Origin of the sequence: Bdellovibrio sp. HCB185ZH (assembly GCF_047302455.1) — a bacterium.
Classification (GTDB): Bacteria; Bdellovibrionota; Bdellovibrionia; order Bdellovibrionales; family Bdellovibrionaceae; genus Bdellovibrio.
Map to the genome: position 1 here is coordinate 359,564 of NZ_CP178624.1, position 26,289 is coordinate 385,852.

Sequence of the window (26,289 nt, forward strand, 5' to 3'; positions counted from 1 at the left end):
AGTTTTATATTTGTAATTGTCCGCGACTTAAGGGTAGCATTTTTCCAACGTCTAGACTCAAGGAGGGGAAGTAGTCATGACAAACACAACGCTACGTCGTGGATTGGCCGTAGTTGCATTGATCGCAACTGTAGGTTTCACATTCAACACAGAACGCACAGAAGAAGGTTGCCACGGGTTCGTACCAGAGAACTCTATGTATATTCCAGTTGGTTTGTACCAAACTGGCGGTATCACTCAAGAGCAGTTCATGATGGTTATGGATCGTATGGAGAAAATCTATACACCAGAAATCACTGCTGCTGGTGATAAATTGAAAATCAATCGTCTATGGACAGATGGTACTGTGAATGCTTCAGCTCAACGCCAAGGCAACACTCGTATCTTGAACATGTACGGTGGTTTGGCTCGTCATAAAACTATCGGTGTAGAAGGTATGGCTTTGGTTGCCTGCCACGAAATGGGTCACCACAATGCTGGCGCACCTAAAATCGATTCTTGGTACGGTGGTGCTTGGGCATCTAACGAAGGTGCTTCCGACTATTTCGCATCTTTGAAATGTCTTCGTTTGTTCTTCGCTGAAGACGACAACGCAGCTATCGTAGCTGGTTTGACTATCGATCCAGTTGCTAAAGCAGCTTGCGAAACTCAATACCACAACACAGCAGACCAACTTATCTGCCAAAGAATCTCTGAAGCTGGTCAGCAAGTAGCTAACCTATTCATGGATCTTTCTAAAGATAAAGTAGCTCCTAAGTTCGACACTCCAGATAAAACTGTTGTTCGTCGCACTGACGACTCTCACCCTAAAACTCAATGCCGTTTGGATACATACTTCCAAGGTGCATTGTGCCCGGTTGCAGTTTCTGATCGCCTAAGCGACACAGACTACAAACAAGGTTCTTGCTACGCTCCTCGTGAGACTGTAGGTACAAGACCTCTTTGCTGGTTCTTTCCAGGCAACAACTAATTAGCTCTTAGAGTGAATTAGAATAAAGAAGCCGATGTTTGTAACATCGGCTTTTTTTATTTTCACGATTGAGTTTACCTGGTTTGGTGCTAGCCTTTTAGGCATGAATAAAAAGAAGATCGTTCCCGTTGTTATCATTGTCGTTCTGATTCTGGTCGCTTTTCTCATTCGCCAATACCTTTTTCGTACAGCCTTTCGCTATGCCGGCACCATTGAAGTCACAAAAGTGGACGTGCCCTTGCGAGTTCAAGCCGTCATCAATCAATTGCCGGTTAAAGAGGGCATGATCGTTGAAAAAGGGCAAAAACTCGTCTCGCTATCCTGTGAAGATATCAAAATCAGTTACGAGCTTGCGAAATCCACCTATCGCCGAAGCGCAACACTGTATCGCAGTGGAAATATTTCGGCGGAAGCCTACGATCAGGTTCGCAGCAAAAAAGACGACTTAGAAACTCGCCTGGGTTGGTGTGAAGTCCTGTCACCCCTTAAAGGCACCGTTCTTACCAAGTATTTTGAAGAAGGGGAGATGGTCAATCCCGGGGCTAAACTTGTGACCATCGGAAACCTGGAGGAAGTTTATGCCTACTTTTATTTGCCCCATGATGAAATTGCGAATTTAAAAATCAATCAACAAGTCGAAGCAACATTGCCCGAGATGGACGATAAAAAGTTTCCCGGCGTTATTGAATTCATAAATCCCGATGCGGAATTCACACCTAAGAATGTGCAGACTCGTGATGAACGCACGCGTTTGGTGTTTGGGGTGAAAATTCGGTTTGCCAATAAAGAGGGGATTCTGAAACCCGGAATGACTTTGGAATGGAAATAAAAGTTTGCGACCTCCATAAGAAAATGAAAAAGGTCGCAGCCCTCAAAGGACTCAGTATGGAGTTCGGGGACGGCCTCGTTCATGGAATCATCGGTCCCGAGGGTGCAGGTAAAACAACATTGATGCGTCACTTGATGGGACTGTTAAGGGCGGATCAGGGGCAGATTGATTACGTGCAAGACGGGCAAATTCTTTCTTTTGAAAGTGTTCGTCGCAGACTTGCGTACATGCCGCAAACGCAAAGCCTTTATGGTGAGCTCAGCATTCACGAGCATCTGCAATTTTTTAAAACTCTTTATGGTTTGGACGAGCAAGTTTTTCAGGAACGCAGTCGGAAACTTTTAGAAATGACTCGCCTGGATCGATTTCAGGAAAGGCTGGCGTCGCAGTTGTCAGGAGGGATGTATAAAAAGCTGGGCCTGATTTGTGCTCTGTTAGCTTCCCCTGAAGTTTTATTCCTGGATGAGCCGACCAACGGTGTGGATCCACTCAGTCGTCGTGATTTCTGGAAGCTTTTGTACGAATTTCGCGAACAGGAAAAAATCACGATTCTGGTAACGACATCGTATATGGACGAAGCCCTTAAATGTGAAGACGTCCATCTCTTGTTTGATGGAAAGACATTGCTTGAAGGCGCACCAGAGGAAATTCTTAAGAAAGAAAAATGTCACACCTTTGATGAGGTTTTTCTGCGTTATGATTCCTCGCTGGAAGCGTTCGAGGCTTCAACATGAAGTCAGTTGAAGTAAATAATTTGTCGGTTAAATTTGGCGATTTTTATGCGGTAAAGAATGTCTCTTTTTCGGTGGAGGCTGGAGAGATCTTTGGATTCTTAGGAGCGAACGGCGCAGGGAAGACCACGACCATTCGGGTTTTATGTGGTTTGTTGATTCCTTCCGAAGGTGATGCCCATGTCTGTGAAATCGATGTGCGCACGGATTCGATCGCCGTGAAAAAACAAGTCGGGTACATGTCTCAGAAATTCACCCTGTATGATGATATGACCGTTGCAGAAAATTTGGCATTCACAGCGTCGTTAAGAAAAATCGACGATGTGAAATTTAAAGAACAAAAACAAAAGCTGTTAGAATTCATTAAATTTCAGCGCAGTGAAAAGACGATGGTTCGTGATCTACCTGGCGGCATTAAACAGCAGGTGAGTTTAATTGCCTCCGTCTTACATGACCCTCAGGTTGTTTTCTTAGATGAACCTACTGCAGGGGTCAGCCCCGCATTTCGACAACGTTTCTGGGGATTGATCGGGGATTTGGCGTCCAGCGGTAAAACCGTCTTTGTGACAACTCATTACATGGACGAAGCCGAACAGTGTGGTCGGATCGCGTTAATGAAAGATGGGGAGTTGATTGCGTTGGATTCCCCGGTGAATTTAAAAAAGCATTCCTTTCCCCATAAAAATCCTAAACATGTCACATTGGAAGAAGTGTTTATCGCCCAAGTTGAAGGGATCAGCTGATGCAGGGATCCATTTGGGCCGTCACCAGAAAAGAAATATTTCAGATTGTGCGCGACCCCTTTACGTTGGCCGTTGCCATCTTTATGCCGATTGTGATGGTCCTCTTCTTTGGCTTCGCCATTGAGTTTAATATGGATAAAATTCCGTTGGCGATTTTTGATGGCAGCAAAACCGTGGAGTCCCGGGTCTTGATCGATTCCTTTGTCAGCTCTAAATATTTTGTTCCTCGCTATGTTTTTAGTCCGGCCCATGCCATTGAAGCCTTGGATGGGGGACGCGCGAAAACCGCTTTAATTATCAAACCGGAATTTGCCAGGGACCTCACACCAACAAGACATTCATCGGTGCAGATTTTAATTGATGGCGCTGATAATTCTTCCGCGGCCTCTGTTATCGGGTATTTGGGAGGCGTTCAAAAGCTTGCTCTGACTCGCGAGTTTCCTGGGGTGGAACTTCGTCCGAAAGTGGATATTCAATCCAGATTTCTTTTTAACCCTGAACTGAACAGTCAATGGTTTGTGGTTCCAGGATTGGCGGCGGTGATTATTGCGATCCTATCGATTTTACTGACGGCTTTAACCGTCGCGCGGGAATGGGAAAATGGCTCGATGGAACTGTTGCTAGGAACTCCGGTCAGGCCTTTAGAGATTATCATTGGAAAACTTCTTCCCTATGCGGTGATGGGGATTGGCTCCATCTTATTTGTATTTATGATGTCGAAAGTGGTGTTTCAAGTTCCCTTTCGCGGCAGTTTTATTTTGTACATGCTATCCGCCTTGGTTTTTCTTTGTACTTATCTTGCGCAAGGCCTGTTGATCTCGGTTCTTACTCGAAGCCAACAACTCAGCATGCAGTTTGCGATGCTATCGGGGCTTTTGCCCTCGATGCTTTTATCGGGATTTATTTTTCCGGCAGAACACATGCCGCCGTTTTTTTATTACTTCACAATGATCTTGCCCGCGCGTTGGTTCATCAAAATCAGTCGCGAATTATTTTTGCAAGGGGCAGGCTTTATGCAAATTCTTCCGTCTTTTGGAATGTTGTGCCTGCTTTTAATCGTGATGCTGACGCTTGCCACGCGGAAATTTAAAAAGGACGTCGAGCCGTGAAAACTTTGTTGGGTTTTATGAAAAAAGAAATGCTGCAAACACTGCGTGATCCGCGCATGCGCATTTTGCTTTTTGTCGCTCCTTGTGTACAGCTCACCATCTTCGCCACGGCGCTATCGACTGAGGCACGTAACATAAGACTTAGTGTGTTTGGTGCTCCTTCGGATTCTTCCTTGATGAACCTGTATCGGGACTGCATCGCTTCAGGATGGTTTATTCCGGCTAAGGTGAATTCGTCAGATCCCTACACTCAAGTGCAAGGGGGTGAGGCAGATGCGGTCTTGGTGGCGCCGCCAGGCGGTTTAGATCGCAGCATCGGAAGAGGTGAGGGTAAGGTTCAGCTTTTAATTAACGCCACCAACGTCACTCGTGGTCAAAGTATTGAGCGCTACGTGAATGCAGTTATGCAAATGAAGCAGACGGATCGCTTAAAAGTCCCTTTAGAGTTTGATGTCAGGGTTCTTTACAACCCGGCGATGCGCACAGCTTTATTCTTGGTTCCGGGCGTGATGAGTATGCTTGTATGTTTGATCACGATTCTTTTAACCAGTATGTCCATCACCAAGGAAAAGGAATTAGGAACTTTTGAAACGCTGATTGCGGCCCCCGTAAAACCTGAAGAAGTAATTATGGGTAAAACTGTGCCCTATGTGATTTTAGGAATGAGCAACATTCCTTTGATTCTCGCGGTTGCAGTTTTTGTCTTTGGCCTTCCCATGCGCGGAAGTCTGTTAGTTCTGATGTTTGCCTCGTTCATGTTTGTCTGCTGCACAGTGGGGATCGGTTTGATGATTTCTACTCTCGCTAAAAACCAGCAGCAATCCATGATGGGAGGATTTCTATTCCTGTTGCCCGCGATGCTTTTGTCGGGTCTTGCATTCCCCATCGAAAACATGCCCTGGGCGATGCGCATGTTCTCTTACATCAATCCCATCACCTATTACATCGATCTCTTAAGAAACATCATGCTAAAAGGCGGGGACGCCAATCTCATCCTCTTTGACGTCTCAATCCTCGCAGCCATGGCCGTCGCCGCCATAGGCTTCAGCTGGCAACGCTTCAAAACCACCCTCTAAAAGGTACGGCCTTACTTTCTTCAGTACCCTGGAGAAAGTAAGGCCGTACCTTTTAGGTCTGCCTTCTCTTGGTTTGCTATGAACAAGCTCACTCTTAGTGATGGTGATGTTCTTCTTTTTTGTCTTCAGTTTTTGTTTCTTTTGACAGGCGAGTGACTACCGGGAAGTTCACGGTTTGCTCTTTGTCGTTCACAAGCAATTTGATGGCTACAGTTTGTTTTTCTTCAACGGGTTTCGTTGCATCGAAAAGCATGATGTGGTTGCCGCCTGGTTTTAGTTCGAAAGTTTGGCCCGCTGCAACTTTGATAGTTTCCATTTTAGACATCGTCATACGGCCGTTCTTCTCAGAAGACTCATGAAGCTCAACAGCTTTAAACGGTGTTGCTGAAACTACTTTGACCGTCACTTCAGATTTTGTCGTGTTTTTGATAGTGCCAAAACCTGCTGTCGTGTTGGTGCCTTTTAGTGGAACATAAACGTGGGGATTAGAAAATTCGATATCTGCTGCTAGTGCCGCAGAAGAAACTAAAATCATTACTGCAGAAAGAATCATAGACTTCATAGGTTCTCCTTAATTTTTTGTACAATAGAATCAGCTGAACGCGGATTTGGTAATGTATCAAGCACAATACCATTCTTGTTCAGAAAATAAATGCGATCCGTGTGCGAGATGGAATATCCAAGGTAAGACTTGGCATCTTTTTCCTCAATATAACTTGCAGCGAATGTTTTGACCGCAGCGTCGATATTTTGTTTCGTGCCGCTAAGGCCGATAAAGCTCGGATCAAAATTCTGGGCATAGACTGCCACATTCGCCGGCGTATCATGTTCCACATCCACGCTGACAAAGATCATGCGAATATTCTTTTTTTGATCGTCGCTTAAAGACTTAATGGCTTGGCTGGTGTAGGACAAAGCCATCGGGCAGACGTCAGGGCATTTCGCGTAACCGAAATATAAAAGGTTTAATTTTTTAGGATCGTCTGAAAATTTCCAGGAAGAGCCGTTATAGTTGGCTTGAAAGTCTCCGCCCAATTCGGGCTGGCGGTTTTGGTACCAGTTTAGGCCAAAGACCAATGCCAAGGCCAAGACTGCCGAAACCAACGATGCAATGACGATATGCTTTTTAATAATTCCCCCACGGATGGCAGACTCTCAAAGATGCTTGAGCTTTAACCCATAGCATCTAGAGAGTCACGAGCCAACGCAACAAAGTGCTGCTGGGGTGTTAGTTGACGTTACTGAAAGCTTCCAAATAGCGCGCCGGCAGACGGCGAGAAAGCTCCGGAGTGGACTGGATATCTTTACGAACGGCTTTACGGAATTCTGCGAAAATATCAGGCATCGCTTTTAAACAGCGTCCTAGGTCATAGCGGGCCACATGGGTCGCTTTGATGAGGGGTTGTTTTCTAAAGAATGAATTCACGAAATCCATCTCACTCATTTGTTGATGAGAGGCCGAGAACTTTTGATAGAAAGGAATATCTTGGCTGAATGGGACCATCCAAGTTGCCGAGAAAATTCCCTTAGGTTCAACGCCATAAAGAGCTGCTACCAAAACCTCTTTTACCGATTCGCGAACGGCGTGTTCAGGATGCAGTCGAACTGGATCCAGAGGATTTTCATCAATCTGTAAATGACCGTCACCACGAGTTTCCCACTCATCACCGTAAGCATTGGCAACAGGGAAGGCTTCTTCGACACCGGTTTTCAAGTTTTTGCTTTCATTGTCGTGCAAAAGCATTGTGATCAAATCACCGCGATTCTTTTTTAAGAATCCTTCAAGGTTTGCTTTAGCCCATTCCACAACTTGCACGCGAGGAACACGAACGTGACCCGAAGCAAAGGCATCTGTCAGATAATGATCCGCATAAGCATTTGCGATCATCGCTTGTTGGTAGAGCAACAGGCTTTTTTCAGGATCTGAATCTTTCAAAGCGTAAGACTTGAGTGCCTTATCAATCGCTTGCTGGTGATACTTTACGTAATCTTTCATATTGTACCAACCGAAGTGATTGTAGTTTTTAGTAACTACGCCCAGATATTTTGGCATGGAGAAAAGTGTTGCGACACTGTTGCAAGTTTTAGGTTTTTCGCCATGAATTTCGTCATGGGTGCACTTGATCACGTGCTTGATGCCTTTACGACGATCGGAATAGAATTCATCGGGACTATTATAAAAGTCTGCCGACATTAAAATTTCGCCGTAACGGAAAGATATTTTTTTATCCCCACGGGGAAGGTCTGTAACGGGACAATCTGTTTTACCGATTCCCAATTGACGGCAGGCTGCAAAGGCACCGCTTTCTCCCAGAGAAAGATGTTCGCTGCCAGCCCATTTGATTTCAACTGTTTGTGCGTGGGCAGCCGAAGTTGCCACGGAGGATGTAAATACAATCGCTGTCATCCAAAAGCCGATATTCATAACGTCCTACCTTTTGAAGATTACGTAGGAGATCGGCATATTTGAGACGCTGTTCAAATTTTAAGCGGAAATTTGGACCTTAAGCTAAAAGACCTTCGAACAGCTCGCGGGCATGACTTTCGACTTTTGTTGGAGAATTCTCCACAGGATCTTACTGCCTAATTCGTTATCCATAAGTTCCGGATGGAATTGCAGTAAAATACCCCGACCATTCTTAAATTCTGTAGCTTCCGTGACTCCGTCTGCCGCCGTGGCTGCGAGTTCCAAGGGACCGCCAGGTTTAAACTGCACGGCTTGATGGTGCAGGGAATTGACCGTTAATTTATTTGATCCTTCAGGTAAAAGTGCGGAAAGAATTCCATGGGTGGTTTTTTTAAGTTCAATGTCATGCCAGTCATTGCCATGAGGAAGTTCTGGTCCGACTTGAACAGGGACATCCTGCACAAGTTTATAACCCAAGGCCACAGAAGCGATCTGTGAGCCACGGCAGACTCCCATGAAAAAGCCTTTTTCGCTTGCAACATAATTCTTGATCAGTGAGACCTCGAACTGATCGCGCGTCGGAATAAGGTTTCGCGCGTGCAGGTTTTCTTTTTTATATTGAGCGGGATCGACGTCGTCGCCACCCATAGCCACCATCATCGGAAAGCTTTCAGAAATTTTCGTGAACAGACTGCGAGTTTCATCCAGCGTCAGTCCCAGGTTCGCATTGATGGGAAGAATATAGCTGATATGGCCACCTTCTTTAAAAATGCGTTTAAAACTGTTCACACGTTGGGAATTCATTCCGTAATCTTTTGGCAAGTTTGCAATTAAAAGCGCACGCTTTTCGCGTTCGTTATCCAAGCGAGTGAAATTTCGCGCCGCCATTTGCGGACGCTGACCTTGGAACAGTTCCATCAAATCAGGGTGTTTTTCTAAATTAGAAAGATAGCGCTCTGCCGCAGCCTCCGGAGTTTCACCGGCTTTGACCGGAAGAATAAAGGGAGCTGCAAAGTGACCCGTCGGTAGCCACTGATAAAGTGTGACTTCGCCACCCGCATAAGCAGTTGATGTATAAATAACGGTGCACAGAAGAGCTGAAAATAATAAACGCAAAATTCCCATGGTCACTATAAGTTCAAAATTGATACCAGCTCACAACATTTTAAATCAAATTTAACCGGAGCCGGGGATTCCAGGAATGTCTCAAGATGAGACAGGGCGGAGTTTTGTCGATGGCTGTAAATAAAAAGACCGGCTTCTTTCGAAGAACCGGTCTATGCACAAACTAAAATTTTAATTTCAAATTAGTAGTAAGCTGCTGCGCGGGAAGTTCCTCTTTGGATGTAAGGAAAATGCCACGGACGGGGAGCTTCTGTTTTTTCTTCCGTATAGCTCGACGGAGAGCGAGGTTCTTCATTTACCGGAGAGTAAGCGCAAGCGCCCATCCCTAACATTGCTACTACCAGTGTCATCTTTGCTGTGAACTTTAACATTCTGCTCTCCTTGGTGAGTTCCTTTTAAGGAACGATGGTCTACCTATCGGAGTTTTTCTGGACTTAAGAAGGGAGAACTTTAAGAAAGTCGATATTTTTCTGATTAGAAACATAATCGTTTCAGTTGGAGACACTTCCCAGAATAAGTATCGTGAATTTATCGGAGGTCCCTATGACAACATTGGGTCTGTACATTCACCTGGAAGCTAAACCGGGACGTGAATTTGAACTAGAAAACTTTCTTAGAGACGCTCTTCCCTTGGTGAAAGATGAAGTGCAGACGACGGCGTGGTTTGCGTGCCGTATCGGTCCCTCGACATTTGCCATCTTTGATGCGTTCCCTGACGAGTATGGTCGTCGTGCGCACCTGGAAGGTAAAGTCGCGTCCAACCTGATTTCCAGAGCATCAGATCTGTTAGCTCGCCCACCAATTGTGGAGCGCTTTGATGTTTTGGCAGACAAGTTACCGGGTTCTTTCTCTGCCAAGGAAGAGGAAGAAGAGATGCAAAGACCCGATGCTGATTACCGCAGTCATCTCTAAAGTCCGGCCCTAAATATGAAAAACCGACACTTTGCCTAGAGCGAAAGTCGGGAGCAAGCACTCTGTTAACCTCTGCCAGCAAGGGTTTGATAGCCTTGTTGGAAGAGGTTGCATGAAGAATACATTATTATTTTTGTCGCTCGGTGTGATGCTTTTATCTGGTTGTAGTCGTTTGGATATCGCATATCGCTGGGCCGATACCTATATTGCTTCTAAAGTGGATGACTACTTCGATATCTCTTCCGAACAAAGCAAAGCTCTAAAAAAGGATATCAAAAAAGACCTGGGTGTTATGAAAACCACCCTGCTTCCGCAGTGGATGGAGCGTATTGAAAAAATTCAGAACGACATCGATCAAGGGACTTTAAACGATGCCAAAGTAGCTGGCTATTTCGGTTCCTTCTTTAAAGACATCGAGCAGATCAATGCCCATTTTGCAACGACAGCCGTTGATTTTATCGCCACAACTCAGCCTAAGCAAATTGAGTACTTTAAAAAATCTTTCGCTAAAAAGAATCAGGAAGACATTGAGAAAGCCCGCAATGTGGGGAAACTGCAAAAAGACTATTGCAATAAGTATGAAGATATCTTCGAGATGTTCCTGGGTTCTTTAACGAAAGAACAAAAACAAATGATCGAGGAGAGCGTGAAAGCTTCGCCTTATCCCGCAGAGCTTAAAGCGAGAAACAAGGCTTATATTTTTGCAGAGTTCGTGACTCACCAAAATTCGATGGACGAGATGAAAAAGTTCGTTCGTGATTACACGACTTCCGCTGATAAGTTCGATATGCCTGAATTTCGCACGGCGAACCAAGCGTATCAGGAAAATCTGCAAAAGCTGATCACGCAGGTGATGACAAATCTGACGGATAGGCAGAAGATGGCTTTGAAGAGCAATATTAACGAAAAAGCCGAGCAGTTGCGGTCGATATCCGCGCTATAATCTGAATGAATTTTAGTAAGCATACTTGGATCCAATTAGCAGCCGTTTTAGTTTTTGGTCTCGGTATCTTAGTGTTTCTTTAGTTTCTAATTTCGCCAAGAAGCTAAGCACTCGATTTGCAATATCTCCCTTGTATAGATTTACAAATGTTTAAATCGGAATAAGGGAGTTTCTATGAAAAAAATGATGACGACTTTGAGTATGCTGGCAATTCCTTTGACAGTGTCTGTTTCCCAAGCCGGTATGCTGACCCAAACACAAGCAATGTCTAAAGAGCAGGCTAAAAACGTAGCCATCGTTCACGCCCGCGTGATTGGAGCGGAAGCTGATATCCAAGTTTCTACGCGCATGAACTATCTTCCTAAGTACAACGTGTCTTATGTCTCTCACATGAAATACGACGGCGATGCTTCTGGTAAATATCAAGTGGTTGTCGACCGTGTTGAGATGTTCCGTGCTTGCAAAATTACGGTGAACATCAATGACATCTCCGGTGCTTTGGAAAGCAAAGAGATCGCTTGTAAATAAACAAACTGCCTAAGTCCTTCGCTGTCGCTATGATTTTTTTTAGATCTAGTGACACGGAGGATTTATGAACTATCACGCCATCATCGCACTGAGCCTATTTTCAAGTCTGGCAATTGCTCAGGCAAAACTCGATTCACAAAAAGACACCCCTCCGCCACGCGCGAACGAATCCCAAGAGCGCACGGAAGCCCGTGAGATGGTCGAAAAGGATAAGGCCGACCTCAACCAAAAGATGAAGGAAGGCGCGCCTACGGCTGAAATACACGGCAAAAAAACGATGCTGCAAAGAAATCGCGTGAAAGAAAACCGCGAAGACGTGAATCAAAAAATAAAAGAAGACCAAAAAACGAAGGCCGAAGCTAAGCAGCCTCAAGGATATTAGCGAATTTCTCGAATTTCTGGCGGGGAGACGGGGGCCTTTTGCACTCCCTTCCCCCAAATGTAGCCCACAAAATAAGCAGAACAGCCTATAAGGGCTAAAATCATCCATTTTTTCGCGCGGCTCATCAAAATTGCTTTCATTTTTTTAGTTTTAGCCGTTGACAACCAACAGTGGCAACTGTAATTTTGGTTTCTCTTTGAGCGCGGGAGTAGCTCAGTTGATAGAGCGATGCCTTGCCAAGGCATAGGTCGCGGGTTTGAGCCCCGTCTCCCGCTCCAATTTATTTTTGGATAAATTTTTAAAACCCCGATAGCAATATCGGGGTTTTTCTTTTTTCGCCCTCTACGTTCACAATCGAAAAATTTCACCGGTACATACAGACCTCCAATGCAGGCTCTAAAATCTTAGAAAGCGGAAAAGTGCGTTCTCAGAAAGTACCGATCACATTGCACAAAGCGTTTGTACTGTATCTGAGGCCGAAGGGCGTGGCATGTCGATTGCTCCGAACCTACTGAAATACCAACGGAGGTTTTGAGAATATGAAGACCGAAGAATATAGCCTTGAGAACGTAATTCAGAGACTCCTGAAAGCCTACCCAGATTTCTATCGTCCCATCGCCAAAGAAGCTGAAGAGTGGATATCGAATGATGGTCAAATTCTTTTGATCGTTCTTTTTGGGAACCTGGGCCAAGTCATTCGTGAAAAGACTCTTGTAAGTGAGCCTGATGGATTCGAATCAGTGTTTGATTTGATGGAAGACTTTGCCGGCTCTGGCGATGAGTTGATCACTGCAGCGGCTCTTATGGGCTTTATGGAAAGTGTATTTAATTATGGTGATGGATATGATCCAAAATTCTTGGCCTGCCTGTTGGGGCCTAAGAGCAGAGAGTTTCTAAAGCACTGGGAGAGTATCCATGGCAATGACTCAACTTGGTTGGATAGTAAGTAGAGTGCGATTAAATACCTAGCTTTTGAGAGCCCCAGGGAAAGTTCGGCGGAACTTTTCCCTGGGGGAACAAATGGAGTTAGGTTGATTTAAATTACTTCTGTTCAATATTAAATAAATAAAACTATGTTTTGCGTGATGACAGCCGAATGTAAAATCCAAAGTGCTGAATGAGGTCATTTAGTCTTTGCTCTCGAGCTTCCAATCAGATCAAATAAACAGATGCATTATGTCGTCTATTTTCAAACAATATATTTTGCGGTCACGGGTATCTGGCCTCTCCTTCATCGCAGATCATTCGAAGCAGTCACGGGTAGAAAGACGGATTGGTGGCTGGTAGAGATGGTAGGAGTTCTAACGGTTTCCATCAGTGCCGCTTTACTCTATACGTTCCTTCAGCAAGAATATTTAACGACAAAGCTAATTGGAATTGCCAGCGCAGTCAGCTACGTCTTTATCGACGTGAAATACGTACTGAAGAGTGTTATTTCCAAAGTATACCTAGCGGATGCAGCGATTCAGGTCTTACTTATCATCCTTTTAAGTCTTCTTATCTAATCGACTATGTCGACTTCTGTCCACTTTCCCGATTCGAAGACGTCGCGGAATTTCTTTGTCCATTCAATTTTTCACTTTGTTTTTGTTCCGGTTTTCCGCTTTGAGTTTTTCCTGATTGTTTCTGTTGTGAATCTTGGCTTTTGTTGTCCATAACTTCCTCCGACCCTTTCACCTTATCACTTCCAAAAATGAAAAATTTCAAAGAACGCAAATGTCTTTTAACTGACATATTCCCAACGGGCTCGCCCAGATAAAAACTAAATCAGGAGGCAGTCTATGGTTGAGTTGCTAACTGATTTTCCGCCTTACGTAGTGGCGTACCGAGCGAGTGGCAAAGTCGATAAAGACGAATACGAAAATGTCGTAATCAGAAGGGTGAACGAAGTCGCAAATAAATACGACGCCATCAATTTCATCGTAAAGCTTGAAACAGGAATGCAGAACTATTCTGCAGCGGCACTCGTGGACTATGTATTGATCAGCTTCAAGCACATACGTAAATGGAATCGCATGGCGATCGTCTCTGACCAAGCCATCGTAAGAATGTTTTACGATCTCTTAAGTCCCTTAGTTCCGGGTAAAGTCGTGGGTTTTAAGTTAGAAGATTTTGAAACGGCGAAACAGTGGGTCTCCGAGCCTGAACTCACAGATGAAAATTGGATTAATCCCTCGTGAACATCCGCCCATACAGACCTAGATCCTTTTGTCTTCACTGACCACAATTCAGTCTCTAAGGATAGTTTTCCGCCTGCACACAACATTACTATAAACAAATAAGACGCTACTAAACTAATCTGTGCTTGTCGCATAACAGGAGAGCGCCTAGTGCAGTATGAATTTCACGTTTTAAACGGACGTTTTAACGACGCTCAATTAACAAATCAGTACGAGCAAGCCTACGAGACCTTTAAAACCACCTGGAGCGAGGAATTTTCCTCGATCAAAGGGCAAGCTATGGTCGTACCCTCAAACGATTTTACCCGCCAGGATTACATCGTAGCGCTTTATAAAGAGGACACCTGCGTAGCCCTCGATTGCATGCGTGAGGTTTCGCTGAAAAGCTATGTTCAGACCCAAGATTCCTGGTTTCAGCCTTGGCAGCAAAAGCACTTCCAAAATTTCGTAGCTCAAGGAAATGATCACGCTCTGGTGAATTCTTATTTTACCGTTCATAAAGACCACCGCAGAACAATCGAAGGCGGCAACATCAATACGGCATTTCTCACAGGCTGCCTGTCGGTTCTGTATCAAGTTCATCTGGGTTTTGATCTGATGCTTGGAATGATGAGAAACAATCGCTCCATGAACTCTTTAGGAAAAATGTGGGGCGGGGATGCGCTGGAAACGGTCACTCATAACGGAGTTCCCACAGATCTTTTTACATTTGAAAAGAACAAGATCATCCAAACAAGTCTTAAATTCCCAAATTATGTTTTAGAGACATTTAATTCCAACGAACTAGTTAAGAAAGGTCAGGCAAGACGTGAACGAGTTGCATAAATCAAAAGAGTTCAGAGCTGTCGTAGAATATTTCAACACCATGGATTTCTCGAATCCCGAAGTGTATGCGAATTGGCTAGCGCAAACATACCACTTTGTTTCTCATTCGGTGCGTCTGATGTCCCTCAGTGCAGGCAGACTTCCTATTGATAATCCCGTAGGCCGTCGAATGCTCGCCCATATCGGCGAAGAAAAAGGTCATCACACGGTTGCCATGAAAGACATGGAAGCCATAGGAAAGAAAATCACGCAGTACCCTCCGTTTGGTGTGACAAGTGCGTTCTATCAATCTCAGTATTTCAAAGTCATGTTTGAACATCCGTATCATCTTTTAGGTCAAATCTTGATGCTTGAGGCTTTCTCAGTCGAGGTGGGCGCCAGAATGTATGAGACGGTTAAAAAAGCTCACGGCGAAAAAGCAGCGCTCTTTGTAAAGATTCATGCCTTTGAAGACGTCGACCACGTCGAAAAAGCCGTTAAAACCATCAAATCATTCCCTCCAGAAAACGAAGCGGGGGCGACAGAGAATTTCTATCAGGCCTGCGAAATGTATTTCAATATTTTGCGCACAGTGAACGAGTGTAGTTATCAGAAGCTGGTGGCTTCAGCTTAAGGCTACATAATAGAAACGCGGCGGCTGGGGTCGAGGGGCTCGATAATCGATGCAAACACAAACATCGTGTTTTCATTGCTCGAGATCGACTTCAGTGGGCAGGCGAAAGAATGCTGGATGCGAAATTGTGCTTTCAAGCGAGTTTGAGTTTCTTCAATCACATAGGGTGGAATGTCACTTAGGTCCACGATCTTTGTGCTCGCCTTAACTTGCAAAGTTTTTTCCACCAAGGGCTTTAGGACCGACATCGGACGGCTGAAGAGTTCCGCGGGCGTATAAGACTCGTAGTCCTCGATAGTGTAATTCCCAAGCTTAAAGATCGTTTCATTTCTATATAGCTGGTTTAAACCAAAATCCAAGATCTCCCACGCCATATCGTTCGTTAAGCGTTCATAGACTTCAGGAGCTACCGGTTTCACGCCATGGAAACGGCAAATCATACGAAGTTTTTCAAACTCTTCCAGGCGTACAGGAACGATCTCCATCTGTTTTAACTGATTTTGAGTGCGTTCGATGGCTTTAGTTTGGATTTCGTGACTGGCACGAAGAAAAGGACTGGACGGGGAAAGCGCTGGTTTATCAATACCGCGTTCCTTAAGCGCTTCAGAAAGCTTAAGGGCATTGGCTTTAAAGGACTCTATAGCATTTTCCATTTGGGTGGAGATAACGCCAAATCCAGAGTTTGTAAATCGATATTAGACAAATGTGGGCTTGTTGAAAACAGTACCCCTTTGTTGAAGAATTGGAGTCCGTTAAATTCCGTAAAGTTTTCTTGTTCCCCCGGTGTTTCAGCTTTTGAAACACTGTTTCAAAAAGTCTATTGACCCCGCAAAGAGCGCTTAATACAACTTCCTCATGCAAACCGCACAAGAACTTTTAAAACTGGAATTTGATAAGCGCCGGGAGAGAAATCCTAATTTTTCTCTTCGGGCATTTGCCAGATATTTGGAAGTAAGCCCTGCACAATTGTCACAAATGATGGCCGGAAAAAGAACGATCACGGTTAAATCCATGAAAAAGATGGGTTCGCGTTTGGATCTTTCACCTACAGAAAAAAGCGAGATCGCCCAGTCGCTTTTGAAAGAGGGTTCTTCTCAGGCAGAGGAAACTCATCGCATCAAGCTGGATCAAGACCGCTTTCAGGTGATTTCGGACTGGTATCACTTTGCAATCCTAAGCCTGACCCGGATCAAGGATTCTCAACCGGATCCGCGTTGGATTGCGCGTCGCTTGGGGATTAGTGTCGAGGAGGCTCATCAGGCAGTTTTAAGAATGGAGCGGATGGGAATTTTGCAGACGAAGCCCAAATTCAAACAAGTGGGAAGTCTGCTGGATGTGGATTCTAAAATACCTTCGGAAGCCATCAGAAAGTACCACAAGCAGAATCTGGATCTTGCGATCGAAAAGATTGATACGGTCGAAAATAGTTTGCGCCAAATTCAATCTTTGTCGATTCCTGTGAACCCCAAAAAAATCGAGGCCTTTAAAAAGCTGATCGATGATTTCCTGGAAAATGCTTCTGACCTGTCAGATAAGTCAGCCGGCACTGAAGTCTATAGTTTAAATGTTCAATTTGTTCCTGTTACCAATCCTTTGGAGAAATAATGAAAAATCTAATCATCATCTTGGCAATCATCTCATCAAGTTTATTAGTTTCCTGCGCTAGCATACATCCCGGTTATAAGGGACATTCTGTTGAACCTGGGAATCCTATCGATATCACGGTAAGCGCCGAAAACCTGGATTATTCTAAAAGAGACAGCTTTCAATTGATTGAGGTGACGATTGAAAACAACACTACGGAGTGGATCCGTATTGAGTCAATTCGCCCACGCTTGCCGGATCCCGCTGAAAGCAAGGTAAGTGCGGTTTTGGGGCAAGATCTAGTCGACTGGGCTGAAGCAAAGCAGGCGCAAGCCAAAGTCGACAAATTGAATCAGGACATTATTCAGGCATCGCTGGTGGGTGCCGGTGTGTTGGCTTCCACCAGTAAGAATTCAGCGCTGTCGTCTTTAGGGACAGTGGCAACTGTGGGTGGCCTGGGTTGGGCTGCGGCTACGGGAATCAGTGGCGACAAGCGCCTGGCAGAAGCAGTGATGAAGGTACCGAGCACTCATCTCTATGCGCCGGTGGCGGTCCCAGCAAAAATGTTTCAGCGCCGTTGGCTTTTACTTAATAAACCGCCCAATGCAGAGTTAACAACTCTGGTGATTGATGTGACGACTGTGGATGGTAAAAGAGGCATGTATGAAATTCCGCTTTCAAATCACTAATTCGATTTTAATTATTCTTTCCACAGGTCTTGTACACGCTGAAGGCAACAAAGTCGGTAACGGTGGCGATGGTGTCTTTTGTAGCGGTGTAAATCAGTCTGCACAAATCCTGGATTTCTATGAAGGAGATCTAAAGCCGACAGCGACCGAAAAAGATCCCTATGCGATTGTTGAAAAAAAGTTTTCTCAACTTAAGTTGGCAGCGCCAAAATTAGGGGAACAGTATTTAAACCGACTCAAATCGATCCGTTCCCAGCTGGAATTGAAAGAGAATGTTTCACTTAAGAATATCAAAGACTCCAATCACCTTTTTAAACCTGCGCAAAAAGGTTGTGAAGTTCTTCAGGTGGTGATTCGTCGTCGAACGACATTGCCGGGAGAAAAAACTTTTCTGGTTGATAAAACTCTCTGGGATAAACTTCCTCCGGTGGAGCAGGCGGGAATGATCTCCCACGAAATTATTTATGAACATTTGATGAAGTTAGGTGCCATAGATTCCACCAAATCCCGTGCACTAAACAGGTTCATCTTCACAGAAAAATACGATGCGAGCTATTTTTGGAAATTTATCGAGCGACTTGAAGTCTCCATATATCCTGAAATATAAAAACCGTTTTTGCAGAAAATATTAAACCTAAATTGAAAGACACAAAATTTAGTATCCACGTAAAATTGAAATAGCGTGGGAATGTGAATCCACTCGGCTCCCGGTGGAGAGTTGATACGGAGTCCTTTTAATCAATACACTTTTGATTGTTTTGAAATCTTACAAAAAAGATACCGTTTCTCACTTTAAGTTTAAAAGATTGCTCCGATACGTTTGCGGTCCAAACAATTGGTCGGGGGTGTTCCGTGTTTTCGGGTTTTAGTTTAAAAGCAAAGTTGTTGGTTTTGTGTGGATTTCTATCCGCCATAACTCTTACGGTGGGTTTCACCGGATTCTTTTCCCTTGGCAAAGTCGATAGCGAATACAGTTTTGTCGCCGACAAGGTTTCTCCAAAACTGACTTACGCGTCTAGCATGCTAGCTGACTATCGACGACTGCGAATTAATATCATGATTTTAGGAGTCGATGGAGTCACTAGTGAAGATGCTGCTGATGCTATTAAAACAGCGCAGCTTTCAATCGATAATTATGAAAAAAATCGTGCAGCTTACATGAGCCTAGGGTTCATCCCTGGACAAAGGGAGATGTTCGATAAAGTCGATGCTAATTGGAACGACTTTAAAGCTTCTGCTTTAAACGCGATTGATTTGTCAGATGATAAAACGACAGAAAGTCAGGCGAAAATGTATCGCGTGTTGGTGGGCGATGGCTCTAAGAAAGCGGCTGCCTTCACAAAAAGCGTGCAAGAGCTGATCGATTTCCATAATGATGTTTTAAAAGACAAATCAGCAAGCGCTAAAGATTTTGCTAAGTTCGCATCAACTGTCGCAGTAAGTATTTCAATGGTCGGCTTGCTATTGGCGTTGGTGGTGGGCTTCTTCTTTGCTCATTCGCTTTCCAAAGCCCTTACGAAAATTGGTGACGCTGTTATGGGGGCCGCAGAGCAAACATCCGCTGGTGGAACTCAGTTGGCGGCGGCAAGTGTGAATTTGTCGTCAGGTTCAACAGAGGCCGCGGCTTCGTTAGAAGAAACAGTTGCCTCCATTGAAGAGCTGACAAGCATGGTGAAACTCAATACTGGCAACGCCCAGGAAGCAAACTCTCTTTCTCAAAAATCCCGCACATCAGCGGAAAATGGGGAAGTTGAAATTAAAAAGCTAATCAGTTCCATGAATCAAATTGCCTCTGGTTCTAAGAAGATCGAGGAAATTATCAATGTGATCGATGATATTGCCTTTCAAACAAATCTGCTGGCATTGAATGCCGCAGTGGAGGCTGCTCGTGCGGGCGAGCAAGGCAAAGGTTTCGCTGTCGTAGCGGAAGCGGTGAGAAGTCTTGCACAACGAAGCGCTGTTGCTGCAAAAGAAATTGCGTCTTTGATCAAAGAGAACGTGGAAAATACAGAGCACGGCTCTAGAGTGGCAAGCGCAAGCGGCGTCGTTCTGAATGAAATCCTGGTTGCAGTTAAAAAAGTTAGCGAGCTTAATAACGAAATCGCCAGCGGTTCCAAGGAGCAAGCAGAGGGCTTAGAGCAAATCACGAAAGCCATGAATCAGTTGGATCAGGCAACGCAAGGAAATGCAGCTTCCTCAGAAGAAGTGGCAGCAGCGTCCGAAGAAATGTCTCAACAGGCCGTGGCTTTGTCTGAGCTTGTTGGCGACTTGAAAGCTTTGATTGATGGACACAAGAAAAACGTTTCGCAGCAGCAGGAAGTGACAAAACCTGCGGCCAAGGTTCGTCACCTGCAGACTGCTAAGGTTTCGGATCGCGGTTTGAGTGATGTTTCTGGTTTCTAAAAAAAAGAAAGGCACCGCATGCGGTGCCTTTTTTTTCACTAACTAAGATGGTTTGACTGTACCCAGATGAATTGAAACCTTCCCCAAAGAAATGATTTTTTCATCTTGATCAAAGATAGGGAAAATGGTCGATCGATAAGTGGAGGCTTCACCCTCTTCATAGAGATCTTCATCGTATGTAAGAGGACGCTTTGACTTAAGGACGATGGCTTCCTGCGCTTGAGTGGCTGCGAAGGACTCTTTGGTCATAAAATTTCTGGCATTCTGTCCCAGAAGCTTTTCTTTAGGAACACTCAAAGATTGCGCCAAGGCTTCATTGCAACCAATGATAATGCCATCAATATCTTTGACCATCAAAATAAACGGGGCCGCATCCAGGATTTGTTCCATGCGTTTTTGAAAATTTCTTTCATCGGTCACGTCACGCGCGGATGCAAAACGAACACCCAACTCGATATCAGCGGCTGCACTCCAACTAAGAGTTCTGAATTTTCCGTCTGCAGCTTTGTAACGATTTTCAAATCCTATCGAGCGCAAACCCAGATTTAACGCTTCAATGTTTTTGCGAGTGGCTTCTTTATCGTCGGGATGAAGGAACTCAAAAAATGGTGTGGTAAGTAAAACCTCTTCGCTGTATCCCAGTGTGTTCACCAATGAGGTGCTGACTTTTTTAAGTAAGCCATCTTTTCCAGCGACAGCCATAAGGTCACTCGAGATAGAAAAGAAACGATCCAGAGTCAGTTGCGAACCTTCGGTTTCAGACAGGCGCTCAAGTAAGATCCCATAAACTCGTTTGGCCTTTGAAGACTCTAGATTTGAAGCGTGGCAGGTCGCAATACCAAAACAGGCAAGAGTCGGGATGAGCACGATAAAAACAACGAATTGAATAGTTCTGTATTCGGGAAGAAGCACGTTGCCGATGGCAAAAAGCGCCGCCAAGGCCAAAATGGCGATCAAAGAAAACAAAGTCATCTTGTTTTGTATCTGCCAGAAATTGAAATACTCAATTGGCTTTGTCTTTTGATTCGAATCCAAGTGACCCCTCACAGTGGCATTGGAGCATAAACTCAGCTAAAGTTTCAAGAACAAAACCCCAGGTATTTCTTCGTGGGTTTTTGTTCTGAATTATACTTGTTCGACGTTGGAGGTGGATTGCATGTCGCATATTTCGTAAGGGAGATATTTCCTGTTTTGCAGAGGGACAGGCCCTCGATGTTGATGTCCTCGTTATTTGAATGAAGCTCTTTGTTTTTCAAATGAAATTCACGCCCACCAAGTGAATTTTCCCCGTTGCGAAACTGGCCATCGATTGTCGGTCCTGATTAAACTCATTCGAATGAGCGCCAAACCCCGCAATGCAAATGCGAAAACATCCAAGTGGGATTGTTTCCGTCTTTGGAAGGTGAAGGATTCGGATCACTCCTTCGCTTAATAGTGAGCAGTAGTAATAATGATGGTTGGGCTGAGTAAACTTCCTGAGCAAAAGCCACTGCCCGTAAAAAGTAATACCGTCATTTTGGAAATAAGGTTGTCGTCGATGCGCGTGGAAAGGCGCCCCTTCATGACCTCAAAATCGATATATTGATCCTGAGGGATCTTTTATAGATCGGGGATAGAGCAAAGCAATTTACAAGCCGCATCTAAACAAAATCGAATGACAACACAGTTTAGTTTGTTTACATGACTTATGTGGGATTACATTTATTACGCAGAAAAGAATCAATATACTTTACCGCTATGATCGCTTTAGGCAGTGGTATCAGTCTTGTCGACAAACTCGAAACAACGGATTTTCACGTGTTTTTTTCGGGCTGTTTTTTCGTGTTATTTACGACCGCCGTGGCTGAGTCTTTCGGACGATAAGCAAAAAAATAAGCCTGTCCTCGTTAAAAGACAGGCTCATCATAATTGAAATATAGAAATCGCAAATTAGAAAGCTTGGCGAACCAATCCCATCACGGATTCTTCGTTCGTTTGTGCTGCAACTGTCACATGCACTGTTTTGTTCTCAGCATGCAGAACCGCTGCAACTTCATCACGTGTCACAACCTGGCAAGCCAGGCCCGCACCTGCGAAATGCAAATCAACGACTTTGCCGTTTTGAGCCAGAGCAAGTTCTTCTTTAGACCACTGAACAGTGTGTTCGCTAGCGATAGCTTTCTTGGTGTTATCGTATTTTGAAACGCGCACCAGGAATAACATCGCACCGAAAATCAGAACTGCAAAAAAGGGCGCCCAGCCAATCACCAGCATGTGAGAAGAAATCTTCTCGGACGCATCGACGTTAAAGAAGAAGTCAAAGATAGCAATGCTGCTACCGCTGATGAAAACAGCCCATAGAATTAGTGTGCATCCAGTTTCAATCAATTTTCGCATAAGTCACTCCGCCACGATCGGGGCTGATCCAGGAACTGAATTGGCGTTTTGGGCCAAACAGTACTTTCGGGATCGCCACAAATAAAACAAAACTATTAATCATCCAATAAGCAAACGGGTACCAGATAGCCACAAAGCCCAGGCCCGTTGAACGCTCGTAACGACCGTGCAGGAATAAGCCCACCAGGAATTGGGTGAAGCTCATAACACCGGTCAATAAAATCGCATAACTTGGGTTGATGTCGTGCAAGTTCGTTCCAAACAAAGCGCACAGAATCGTCACAGGCAACATAAAGGCCCAAGTCACAGAAAAGATATATTCCAAAAGGATCAAACGAAGACCCACGTCGCGGCTGTTAAGAACAGATTTACCGTGCTTCAGAACCACTTCGAAACCGCCTTGCGCCCAACGAAGCCTTTGTTTCCAGAGGCCTTTCAAAGTGTCGGGCATAAGCACGTCACATTTTGCTTTCGGTTCGTATTTCAAAGACCAACCAGAAGTCTGAAGTTTCCAACTGATACCCACGTCTTCAGTGACCGTGTCTGTGTCCCAATAACCAATGCTTTCAATCGCGGATTTACGGAACATCACCAAGACGCCAGACAATGCGAACAGGCGACCCAAAGTCTGGTGATAACGTTTGATCATACCCACCAACGCAGAAAACTCGCCCACTTGCAGACGTCCTACAAGAGTGCCACGATTTTTTACGCGAGGATTTCCCGTCACTCCGGCAACATGCTCGTCACGGAAGTGCTCAAGCATAATACGAGGGGCCTGCGCGTCCAATTCTGAATCCGCATCAATACAAAGGATGAATTCATAACGACTTGCCATCGCACCCAAAGTCAAAGCCGCAGCCTTACCGCGATTTTGCACCAGGTTGATTACGCGCATATGAGGACGAGTCATCGCCAGTCGCTCAAGAACCATTTGCGTTTTGTCGCGGCTGCCGTCGTTGATGGCGATGATTTCGCACTTATCAGCAGGCAAGTGATCCAAAGAACGGATCGTAGCTTCCGCGCAGTTTTCCTCGTTATAGCAAGGAATCAAAATAGTGTAGGGCTGATCTGAAAACTCAGACAACTCCAAACGTTTTCGTTCTCTTTTAAAATAGAAAACGAAAGCGCCCATAATCCAGATCAAAGGCAGCATGAAAGGAATCACCAGGAACAGGAATTTCAAAATCGCAGGCAGATAAGAGATAATCATTTTGCCTCTCCCTTGTGTTGAGGGATGCTTTTAATCACCGAAAACAGACTGTTAAATTCTGCATCCGGTTCAAATCCTTTAAAGTTCACGTCGTAGTATAAATTCAAATAACCTTGGGCAATTTGGTGAGCGGCATCAGATTTATAGTCTTTTGGTAAAGACACGATTTCTTTAGCCGCAACAATTCCAGCCCCTGGCAAGGCTTTGGCTTTTTCCAGTTGGGCGCTAGTCAGCATGACATAGTCAAACATGTTCGGATCTAAAGGCTGTTGGCCAATGATTCCAAACTTCCAACGAGGACGAATAGATTGAGCTGTCGAGATCACAGCTTGAAACGGAATTCCTGCCAGATTGTCTTTCGGGGAAACCTCAAAAAAGACGCCATCCAAGTCCGTAAATTTCGCCATGTCACGAATCGCAGAAGTGGCCAATTCCGGGTTTTTCAAAAAGGATTGAGGGAATTGTGCGTAAGCGTATGCCACACGCGCGCGATTTTTCATCGTGTGGGCCGTGCGATTTAGGTAATCGCCACGCATTTTCATCTTATCAGTCGCAAAGTATGCGTCGCCTGAATCAGAAAGCGCTTTAATCAGAACAGCACTAGGTCCTAGGGCAAGACCCTTTTCCAGCAAGTCACCCAAACCCTGTTCAGTTTCGGATTCTGTGTTTTTCCAGAAACTATCAATGTCGACGCGAATCATTCGCATTGGAAATTGATCGTTAAAAGCATTTTCCAGAACTGTCGCAAACTGAGGGATCTCCATCGTCGACATCACAAGACCGCGACCGATATGAGAGATGTCACTGGCGTTGTTAAGGCCAGGGCGCAGGCTCATCTGGATTTTCATGCCGACTTCTTCTGCGGCTTTGCGAGAAAGACCATTGGATTGACCGTAAGGCCAAACAATAACGGTATTGTCTTTACCCAGGTGCTTTTTAAGGGCCTCGTTGCTCTTTTTAAGATCGGCTTGAACGCGGCTAACGAATTCCTCTTCGGATTGATAAGACTTTGTCGTGGGATCGTATTTGAAATAGCCCGCAACCGCTGCCTGGTTACCTTGAGGATTAAAGACTTGGCCCTGATGCAAATCGTGCGTGTGAGAGACGACCTCTACCAATCCTGACTTCATCATTTCTTTAAGCTGTTTCCAGTTCGCCATCTTGGGATTGGAATCTTTAAAGCCATAATCGGGAGCGGCACCGTCTTCCGTCCACTTCGTCACAACAGCAAATACCGCTGGGTACTTATACTGTTTTAACAACGGATAAACATTCTCGTAAAAGGATGCCAGGCCATCATCCACTGTGATCAATACAGCTTTTGGTGGCAGAGTTTTTTTGCCGTGATTGGCATCGATAATGTCTTGCAGACTTACGACGTTGTAGTGTGCTTTTAAGTAATCGAATTGGTCGACCAGGTCTTTTCTGCGGATGCTGAACTCGTTGCCGACAAAGCCTGTGCTGACGTCATGATAGCAAAGAACCGCAAAAGAATTTGGTGGAGCAGAGGTCATGGCGGGAGAATTCAGAACTTGTGCTGTCGCAACAGCACCACAAAGCAGGGCAAGCGATGAGATAAGAAATCGGATCGATTTCAGCATCAGATTTTGAAAGTTCACGTCTTGGACGGAAGTCATCGTTTTTACACCGCTTACGGAGGATTACTCCGATGTTTTTTAAGTGGCAGATTTGTAATCTAGATCAAGCAAGGCGTCAACAAATGTCCTAGGAAGGGCCCGCGTCTGAAAAGAACCTCGCAAACAGATAAAAATCTTTTAATCTGGAGGATGCGGGGACGATTTTAAGGGGACCCCAAGCCGCGGGCTAATTTAGGCGTGGGAATATTTTCAACGGGATTCCTGATTGAGGCTTTCCCGAAGCTCCAGCAAGGGGAGTTGATTGGTTTGGATAAACCCTTTTTGAGGGCGATCGATGTCCAAAATAAGACCGATAACTAGGGCAAATAATATCGATAGAACGACAACATTAAAAAACGGCTTCTCGTTACGCACACTTTCTATGAACCCCATGGAGGCGACTCCAATTCCGGCCACCAAAAATAACAGCAGAAAAACCAATTCCGGAATGCGATTTTTTGAGGCGAATGTTCGCTCACTACCGGCATCAAACATTTCATTCATGGCGGCTACGGTAAGGGCGGTGATGGGGGTGTTATGGGTGCGAGAAATATCCACCATCAGTTTCCAAATTTCAGTCTGAAACTTTGCGGTGTGAGCGGCGATTTCTTCGTCTTTAATGAGATCATCTTTAACAGCATGAAATTGAATGCGAACGTCCAGATAATGTTTAATTAAAGACTTTATTTGTTCTGGATACTGATCCGGCATCAGCTCTGCCCGCAGATAGGCCGTACCAATGGAATTGGCTTCCTTAACAATTTGGTCGCGGCGGGTGTCGTATCTGGATACCGCCATGGAAAACGTAAACCCCAAAACGAGAGCTAATAATCCCAGGATTGTTGATGGAATAAAGTTGGTTTCTACGTCCGCAAGCCATTTGGCTTTTATCTGCCAATGACCCAGAACCATTCCCACAACTCCAGATAAAATCAAAAGAGTTATTAAGATGGCCACTATCAGAAAAAGATGGAGTCCATACAGCACTTCAATCTTCATTGGTTTCAGAATAAT

At 44.8% G+C, this 26,289-nt stretch carries 31 protein-coding genes and 1 tRNA gene; 20 read left to right on the plus strand and 12 right to left on the minus strand.

Annotated features, from left to right (window positions below; genetic code table 11):
- Positions 1–76 precede the first annotated feature (76 nt).
- The 6 genes from ACLSU7_RS01730 (at position 77) to ACLSU7_RS01755 (ending at position 5,458) form a co-directional block, all read left to right on the plus strand.
- Entirely contained in the window at positions 77–970 is an 894-nt protein-coding gene (locus ACLSU7_RS01730) for a hypothetical protein (RefSeq protein WP_413293794.1), read from the plus strand.
- Between the two features lie 103 nt (positions 971–1,073).
- Entirely contained in the window at positions 1,074–1,799 is a 726-nt protein-coding gene (locus tag ACLSU7_RS01735; protein WP_413293795.1) for an efflux RND transporter periplasmic adaptor subunit, read from the plus strand.
- Positions 1,800–1,822: 23 nt separating this feature from the next.
- Positions 1,823–2,533 carry an ABC transporter ATP-binding protein gene (locus tag ACLSU7_RS01740; RefSeq protein WP_413293796.1) on the plus strand — a complete coding sequence of 237 codons (711 nt, stop codon included), beginning with the start codon at positions 1,823–1,825 and terminating at the stop codon, positions 2,531–2,533.
- On the plus strand, positions 2,530–3,273 hold the full coding sequence (locus ACLSU7_RS01745; RefSeq protein ID WP_413293797.1) for an ABC transporter ATP-binding protein: 744 nt from the start codon (positions 2,530–2,532) through the stop codon (positions 3,271–3,273). Before ACLSU7_RS01740 ends, ACLSU7_RS01745 begins: the two co-directional genes overlap by 4 nt.
- The gene (locus ACLSU7_RS01750) at positions 3,273–4,382 is read left to right on the plus strand and encodes an ABC transporter permease (protein WP_413293798.1); all 1,110 of its coding nucleotides are present in this window, start codon (positions 3,273–3,275) and stop codon (positions 4,380–4,382) included. The genes ACLSU7_RS01745 and ACLSU7_RS01750 overlap by 1 nt, the downstream gene beginning before the upstream one ends.
- Before the next feature lie 17 nt (positions 4,383–4,399).
- Positions 4,400–5,458 carry an ABC transporter permease gene (locus ACLSU7_RS01755; RefSeq protein ID WP_413293799.1) on the plus strand — a complete coding sequence of 353 codons (1,059 nt, stop codon included), beginning with the start codon at positions 4,400–4,402 and terminating at the stop codon, positions 5,456–5,458.
- 94 nt (positions 5,459–5,552) lie between these two features.
- Here ACLSU7_RS01755 and ACLSU7_RS01760 read toward each other — a convergent pair whose 3' ends face one another.
- The 5 genes from ACLSU7_RS01760 to ACLSU7_RS01780 all read right to left on the minus strand — a co-directional run bounded on the left by ACLSU7_RS01760 (position 5,553) and on the right by ACLSU7_RS01780 (position 9,361).
- Entirely contained in the window at positions 5,553–6,020 is a 468-nt protein-coding gene (locus ACLSU7_RS01760) for a copper chaperone PCu(A)C (protein WP_413293800.1), read from the minus strand.
- Complete coding sequence (locus ACLSU7_RS01765; RefSeq protein ID WP_413293801.1) at positions 6,017–6,562, minus strand: SCO family protein; 546 nt, start codon at positions 6,560–6,562, stop codon at positions 6,017–6,019. Before ACLSU7_RS01765 ends, ACLSU7_RS01760 begins: the two co-directional genes overlap by 4 nt.
- 124 nt (positions 6,563–6,686) lie before the next feature.
- Positions 6,687–7,883 carry a hypothetical protein gene (locus tag ACLSU7_RS01770; RefSeq protein WP_413293802.1) on the minus strand — a complete coding sequence of 399 codons (1,197 nt, stop codon included), beginning with the start codon at positions 7,881–7,883 and terminating at the stop codon, positions 6,687–6,689.
- 84 nt (positions 7,884–7,967) lie between these two features.
- Positions 7,968–8,990, minus strand: a complete 1,023-nt coding sequence (locus ACLSU7_RS01775; RefSeq protein ID WP_413293803.1) for a gamma-glutamyl-gamma-aminobutyrate hydrolase family protein — start codon at positions 8,988–8,990, stop codon at positions 7,968–7,970.
- Between the two features lie 182 nt (positions 8,991–9,172).
- Positions 9,173–9,361 carry a hypothetical protein gene (locus ACLSU7_RS01780; protein ID WP_413293804.1) on the minus strand — a complete coding sequence of 63 codons (189 nt, stop codon included), beginning with the start codon at positions 9,359–9,361 and terminating at the stop codon, positions 9,173–9,175.
- Positions 9,362–9,533: 172 nt separating this feature from the next.
- Here ACLSU7_RS01780 and ACLSU7_RS01785 point away from each other — a divergent pair, with 172 nt between their 5' ends.
- The 7 genes from ACLSU7_RS01785 (at position 9,534) to ACLSU7_RS01815 (ending at position 13,260) form a co-directional block, all read left to right on the plus strand.
- Positions 9,534–9,902, plus strand: coding sequence for a putative quinol monooxygenase (locus tag ACLSU7_RS01785; protein WP_413293805.1), 369 nt, complete (start codon positions 9,534–9,536; stop codon positions 9,900–9,902).
- 112 nt (positions 9,903–10,014) lie between these two features.
- A complete protein-coding gene (locus ACLSU7_RS01790; protein ID WP_413293806.1) occupies positions 10,015–10,845 on the plus strand; it encodes a DUF6279 family lipoprotein in 831 nt (276 codons plus the stop codon).
- Between the two features lie 174 nt (positions 10,846–11,019).
- A complete protein-coding gene (locus ACLSU7_RS01795) occupies positions 11,020–11,373 on the plus strand; it encodes a hypothetical protein (protein WP_413293807.1) in 354 nt (117 codons plus the stop codon).
- Positions 11,374–11,437: 64 nt separating this feature from the next.
- Positions 11,438–11,755 carry a hypothetical protein gene (locus ACLSU7_RS01800; RefSeq protein ID WP_413293808.1) on the plus strand — a complete coding sequence of 106 codons (318 nt, stop codon included), beginning with the start codon at positions 11,438–11,440 and terminating at the stop codon, positions 11,753–11,755.
- 202 nt (positions 11,756–11,957) lie between these two features.
- Positions 11,958–12,033 (plus strand) — tRNA-Gly (locus ACLSU7_RS01805).
- Between the two features lie 261 nt (positions 12,034–12,294).
- Complete coding sequence (locus ACLSU7_RS01810; RefSeq protein ID WP_413293809.1) at positions 12,295–12,705, plus strand: hypothetical protein; 411 nt, start codon at positions 12,295–12,297, stop codon at positions 12,703–12,705.
- A gap of 219 nt (positions 12,706–12,924) precedes the next feature.
- Entirely contained in the window at positions 12,925–13,260 is a 336-nt protein-coding gene (locus tag ACLSU7_RS01815) for a hypothetical protein (RefSeq protein WP_413293810.1), read from the plus strand.
- A 4-nt stretch (positions 13,261–13,264) separates the two neighbouring features.
- Here the strand turns inward: ACLSU7_RS01815 and ACLSU7_RS01820 are convergent, their stop codons facing one another.
- The gene (locus ACLSU7_RS01820) at positions 13,265–13,411 is read right to left on the minus strand and encodes a hypothetical protein (RefSeq protein ID WP_413293811.1); all 147 of its coding nucleotides are present in this window, start codon (positions 13,409–13,411) and stop codon (positions 13,265–13,267) included.
- 125 nt (positions 13,412–13,536) lie between these two features.
- Between ACLSU7_RS01820 and ACLSU7_RS01825 the strand changes: the two genes are divergently transcribed.
- From ACLSU7_RS01825 to ACLSU7_RS01835, 3 genes are all read left to right on the plus strand, one after another.
- Positions 13,537–13,935, plus strand: a complete 399-nt coding sequence (locus ACLSU7_RS01825; RefSeq protein ID WP_413293812.1) for an STAS/SEC14 domain-containing protein — start codon at positions 13,537–13,539, stop codon at positions 13,933–13,935.
- Between the two features lie 150 nt (positions 13,936–14,085).
- Positions 14,086–14,760, plus strand: coding sequence for a hypothetical protein (locus ACLSU7_RS01830; RefSeq protein ID WP_413293813.1), 675 nt, complete (start codon positions 14,086–14,088; stop codon positions 14,758–14,760).
- Positions 14,744–15,373, plus strand: a complete 630-nt coding sequence (locus ACLSU7_RS01835; RefSeq protein WP_413293814.1) for an iron-containing redox enzyme family protein — start codon at positions 14,744–14,746, stop codon at positions 15,371–15,373. The genes ACLSU7_RS01830 and ACLSU7_RS01835 overlap by 17 nt, the downstream gene beginning before the upstream one ends.
- Positions 15,374–15,375: 2 nt before the next feature.
- Here ACLSU7_RS01835 and ACLSU7_RS01840 read toward each other — a convergent pair whose 3' ends face one another.
- Positions 15,376–16,026, minus strand: coding sequence for a hypothetical protein (locus tag ACLSU7_RS01840; RefSeq protein WP_413293815.1), 651 nt, complete (start codon positions 16,024–16,026; stop codon positions 15,376–15,378).
- A 202-nt stretch (positions 16,027–16,228) separates the two neighbouring features.
- On the opposite strand from ACLSU7_RS01840, the gene ACLSU7_RS01845 reads away from it, so the two are divergent.
- From ACLSU7_RS01845 to ACLSU7_RS01860, 4 genes are all read left to right on the plus strand, one after another.
- Positions 16,229–16,978, plus strand: coding sequence for a TIGR02147 family protein (locus ACLSU7_RS01845; protein ID WP_413293816.1), 750 nt, complete (start codon positions 16,229–16,231; stop codon positions 16,976–16,978).
- Positions 16,978–17,646: a hypothetical protein gene (locus ACLSU7_RS01850; RefSeq protein WP_413293817.1), complete on the plus strand. Its 669-nt coding sequence runs from the start codon at positions 16,978–16,980 to the stop codon at positions 17,644–17,646. The genes ACLSU7_RS01845 and ACLSU7_RS01850 overlap by 1 nt, the downstream gene beginning before the upstream one ends.
- Positions 17,621–18,253 (plus strand): hypothetical protein, encoded by a 633-nt coding sequence (locus tag ACLSU7_RS01855; RefSeq protein ID WP_413293818.1) that lies wholly within the window; start codon positions 17,621–17,623, stop codon positions 18,251–18,253. Before ACLSU7_RS01850 ends, ACLSU7_RS01855 begins: the two co-directional genes overlap by 26 nt.
- A 245-nt stretch (positions 18,254–18,498) precedes the next feature.
- Complete coding sequence (locus ACLSU7_RS01860) at positions 18,499–20,049, plus strand: methyl-accepting chemotaxis protein (protein WP_413293819.1); 1,551 nt, start codon at positions 18,499–18,501, stop codon at positions 20,047–20,049.
- A gap of 42 nt (positions 20,050–20,091) precedes the next feature.
- Here ACLSU7_RS01860 and ACLSU7_RS01865 read toward each other — a convergent pair whose 3' ends face one another.
- From ACLSU7_RS01865 to ACLSU7_RS01885, 5 genes are all read right to left on the minus strand, one after another.
- Positions 20,092–21,084, minus strand: a complete 993-nt coding sequence (locus tag ACLSU7_RS01865) for a PAS domain-containing protein (RefSeq protein WP_413293820.1) — start codon at positions 21,082–21,084, stop codon at positions 20,092–20,094.
- 894 nt (positions 21,085–21,978) lie between these two features.
- Entirely contained in the window at positions 21,979–22,425 is a 447-nt protein-coding gene (locus tag ACLSU7_RS01870) for a hypothetical protein (protein WP_413293821.1), read from the minus strand.
- Positions 22,409–23,638 carry a poly-beta-1,6-N-acetyl-D-glucosamine synthase gene (pgaC, locus tag ACLSU7_RS01875; protein WP_413293822.1) on the minus strand — a complete coding sequence of 410 codons (1,230 nt, stop codon included), beginning with the start codon at positions 23,636–23,638 and terminating at the stop codon, positions 22,409–22,411. Before pgaC ends, ACLSU7_RS01870 begins: the two co-directional genes overlap by 17 nt.
- Positions 23,635–25,275, minus strand: coding sequence for a poly-beta-1,6-N-acetyl-D-glucosamine N-deacetylase PgaB (pgaB, locus tag ACLSU7_RS01880; protein ID WP_413293823.1), 1,641 nt, complete (start codon positions 25,273–25,275; stop codon positions 23,635–23,637). The genes pgaC and pgaB overlap by 4 nt, the downstream gene beginning before the upstream one ends.
- A 210-nt stretch (positions 25,276–25,485) precedes the next feature.
- Positions 25,486–26,274 (minus strand): hypothetical protein, encoded by a 789-nt coding sequence (locus tag ACLSU7_RS01885; protein ID WP_413293824.1) that lies wholly within the window; start codon positions 26,272–26,274, stop codon positions 25,486–25,488.
- Between the last annotated feature and the right edge of the window lie 15 nt (positions 26,275–26,289).

What these genes read in the sequence shown, in the direction of transcription:
- ACLSU7_RS01730 (WP_413293794.1), top strand. Translation starts at nt 77, where the DNA reads ATGACAAACACAACGCTACGTCGTGGATTGGCCGTAGTTGCATTGATC.
- ACLSU7_RS01735 (WP_413293795.1), top strand. Translation starts at nt 1,074, where the DNA reads ATGAATAAAAAGAAGATCGTTCCCGTTGTTATCATTGTCGTTCTGATT.
- ACLSU7_RS01740 (WP_413293796.1), top strand. Translation starts at nt 1,823, where the DNA reads ATGAAAAAGGTCGCAGCCCTCAAAGGACTCAGTATGGAGTTCGGGGAC.
- ACLSU7_RS01745 (WP_413293797.1), top strand. Translation starts at nt 2,530, where the DNA reads ATGAAGTCAGTTGAAGTAAATAATTTGTCGGTTAAATTTGGCGATTTT.
- ACLSU7_RS01750 (WP_413293798.1), top strand. Translation starts at nt 3,273, where the DNA reads ATGCAGGGATCCATTTGGGCCGTCACCAGAAAAGAAATATTTCAGATT.
- ACLSU7_RS01755 (WP_413293799.1), top strand. Translation starts at nt 4,400, where the DNA reads ATGAAAAAAGAAATGCTGCAAACACTGCGTGATCCGCGCATGCGCATT.
- ACLSU7_RS01760 (WP_413293800.1), bottom strand. Translation starts at nt 6,020, where the DNA reads ATGAAGTCTATGATTCTTTCTGCAGTAATGATTTTAGTTTCTTCTGCG.
- ACLSU7_RS01770 (WP_413293802.1), bottom strand. Translation starts at nt 7,883, where the DNA reads ATGAATATCGGCTTTTGGATGACAGCGATTGTATTTACATCCTCCGTG.
- ACLSU7_RS01775 (WP_413293803.1), bottom strand. Translation starts at nt 8,990, where the DNA reads ATGGGAATTTTGCGTTTATTATTTTCAGCTCTTCTGTGCACCGTTATT.
- ACLSU7_RS01780 (WP_413293804.1), bottom strand. Translation starts at nt 9,361, where the DNA reads ATGTTAAAGTTCACAGCAAAGATGACACTGGTAGTAGCAATGTTAGGG.
- ACLSU7_RS01785 (WP_413293805.1), top strand. Translation starts at nt 9,534, where the DNA reads ATGACAACATTGGGTCTGTACATTCACCTGGAAGCTAAACCGGGACGT.
- ACLSU7_RS01790 (WP_413293806.1), top strand. Translation starts at nt 10,015, where the DNA reads ATGAAGAATACATTATTATTTTTGTCGCTCGGTGTGATGCTTTTATCT.
- ACLSU7_RS01795 (WP_413293807.1), top strand. Translation starts at nt 11,020, where the DNA reads ATGAAAAAAATGATGACGACTTTGAGTATGCTGGCAATTCCTTTGACA.
- ACLSU7_RS01800 (WP_413293808.1), top strand. Translation starts at nt 11,438, where the DNA reads ATGAACTATCACGCCATCATCGCACTGAGCCTATTTTCAAGTCTGGCA.
- ACLSU7_RS01810 (WP_413293809.1), top strand. Translation starts at nt 12,295, where the DNA reads ATGAAGACCGAAGAATATAGCCTTGAGAACGTAATTCAGAGACTCCTG.
- ACLSU7_RS01815 (WP_413293810.1), top strand. Translation starts at nt 12,925, where the DNA reads ATGCATTATGTCGTCTATTTTCAAACAATATATTTTGCGGTCACGGGT.
- ACLSU7_RS01820 (WP_413293811.1), bottom strand. Translation starts at nt 13,411, where the DNA reads ATGGACAACAAAAGCCAAGATTCACAACAGAAACAATCAGGAAAAACT.
- ACLSU7_RS01825 (WP_413293812.1), top strand. Translation starts at nt 13,537, where the DNA reads ATGGTTGAGTTGCTAACTGATTTTCCGCCTTACGTAGTGGCGTACCGA.
- ACLSU7_RS01840 (WP_413293815.1), bottom strand. Translation starts at nt 16,026, where the DNA reads ATGGAAAATGCTATAGAGTCCTTTAAAGCCAATGCCCTTAAGCTTTCT.
- ACLSU7_RS01845 (WP_413293816.1), top strand. Translation starts at nt 16,229, where the DNA reads ATGCAAACCGCACAAGAACTTTTAAAACTGGAATTTGATAAGCGCCGG.
- ACLSU7_RS01850 (WP_413293817.1), top strand. Translation starts at nt 16,978, where the DNA reads ATGAAAAATCTAATCATCATCTTGGCAATCATCTCATCAAGTTTATTA.
- ACLSU7_RS01855 (WP_413293818.1), top strand. Translation starts at nt 17,621, where the DNA reads ATGAAATTCCGCTTTCAAATCACTAATTCGATTTTAATTATTCTTTCC.
- ACLSU7_RS01870 (WP_413293821.1), bottom strand. Translation starts at nt 22,425, where the DNA reads ATGCGAAAATTGATTGAAACTGGATGCACACTAATTCTATGGGCTGTT.
- pgaC (WP_413293822.1), bottom strand. Translation starts at nt 23,638, where the DNA reads ATGATTATCTCTTATCTGCCTGCGATTTTGAAATTCCTGTTCCTGGTG.
- pgaB (WP_413293823.1), bottom strand. Translation starts at nt 25,275, where the DNA reads ATGACTTCCGTCCAAGACGTGAACTTTCAAAATCTGATGCTGAAATCG.
- ACLSU7_RS01885 (WP_413293824.1), bottom strand. Translation starts at nt 26,274, where the DNA reads ATGAAGATTGAAGTGCTGTATGGACTCCATCTTTTTCTGATAGTGGCC.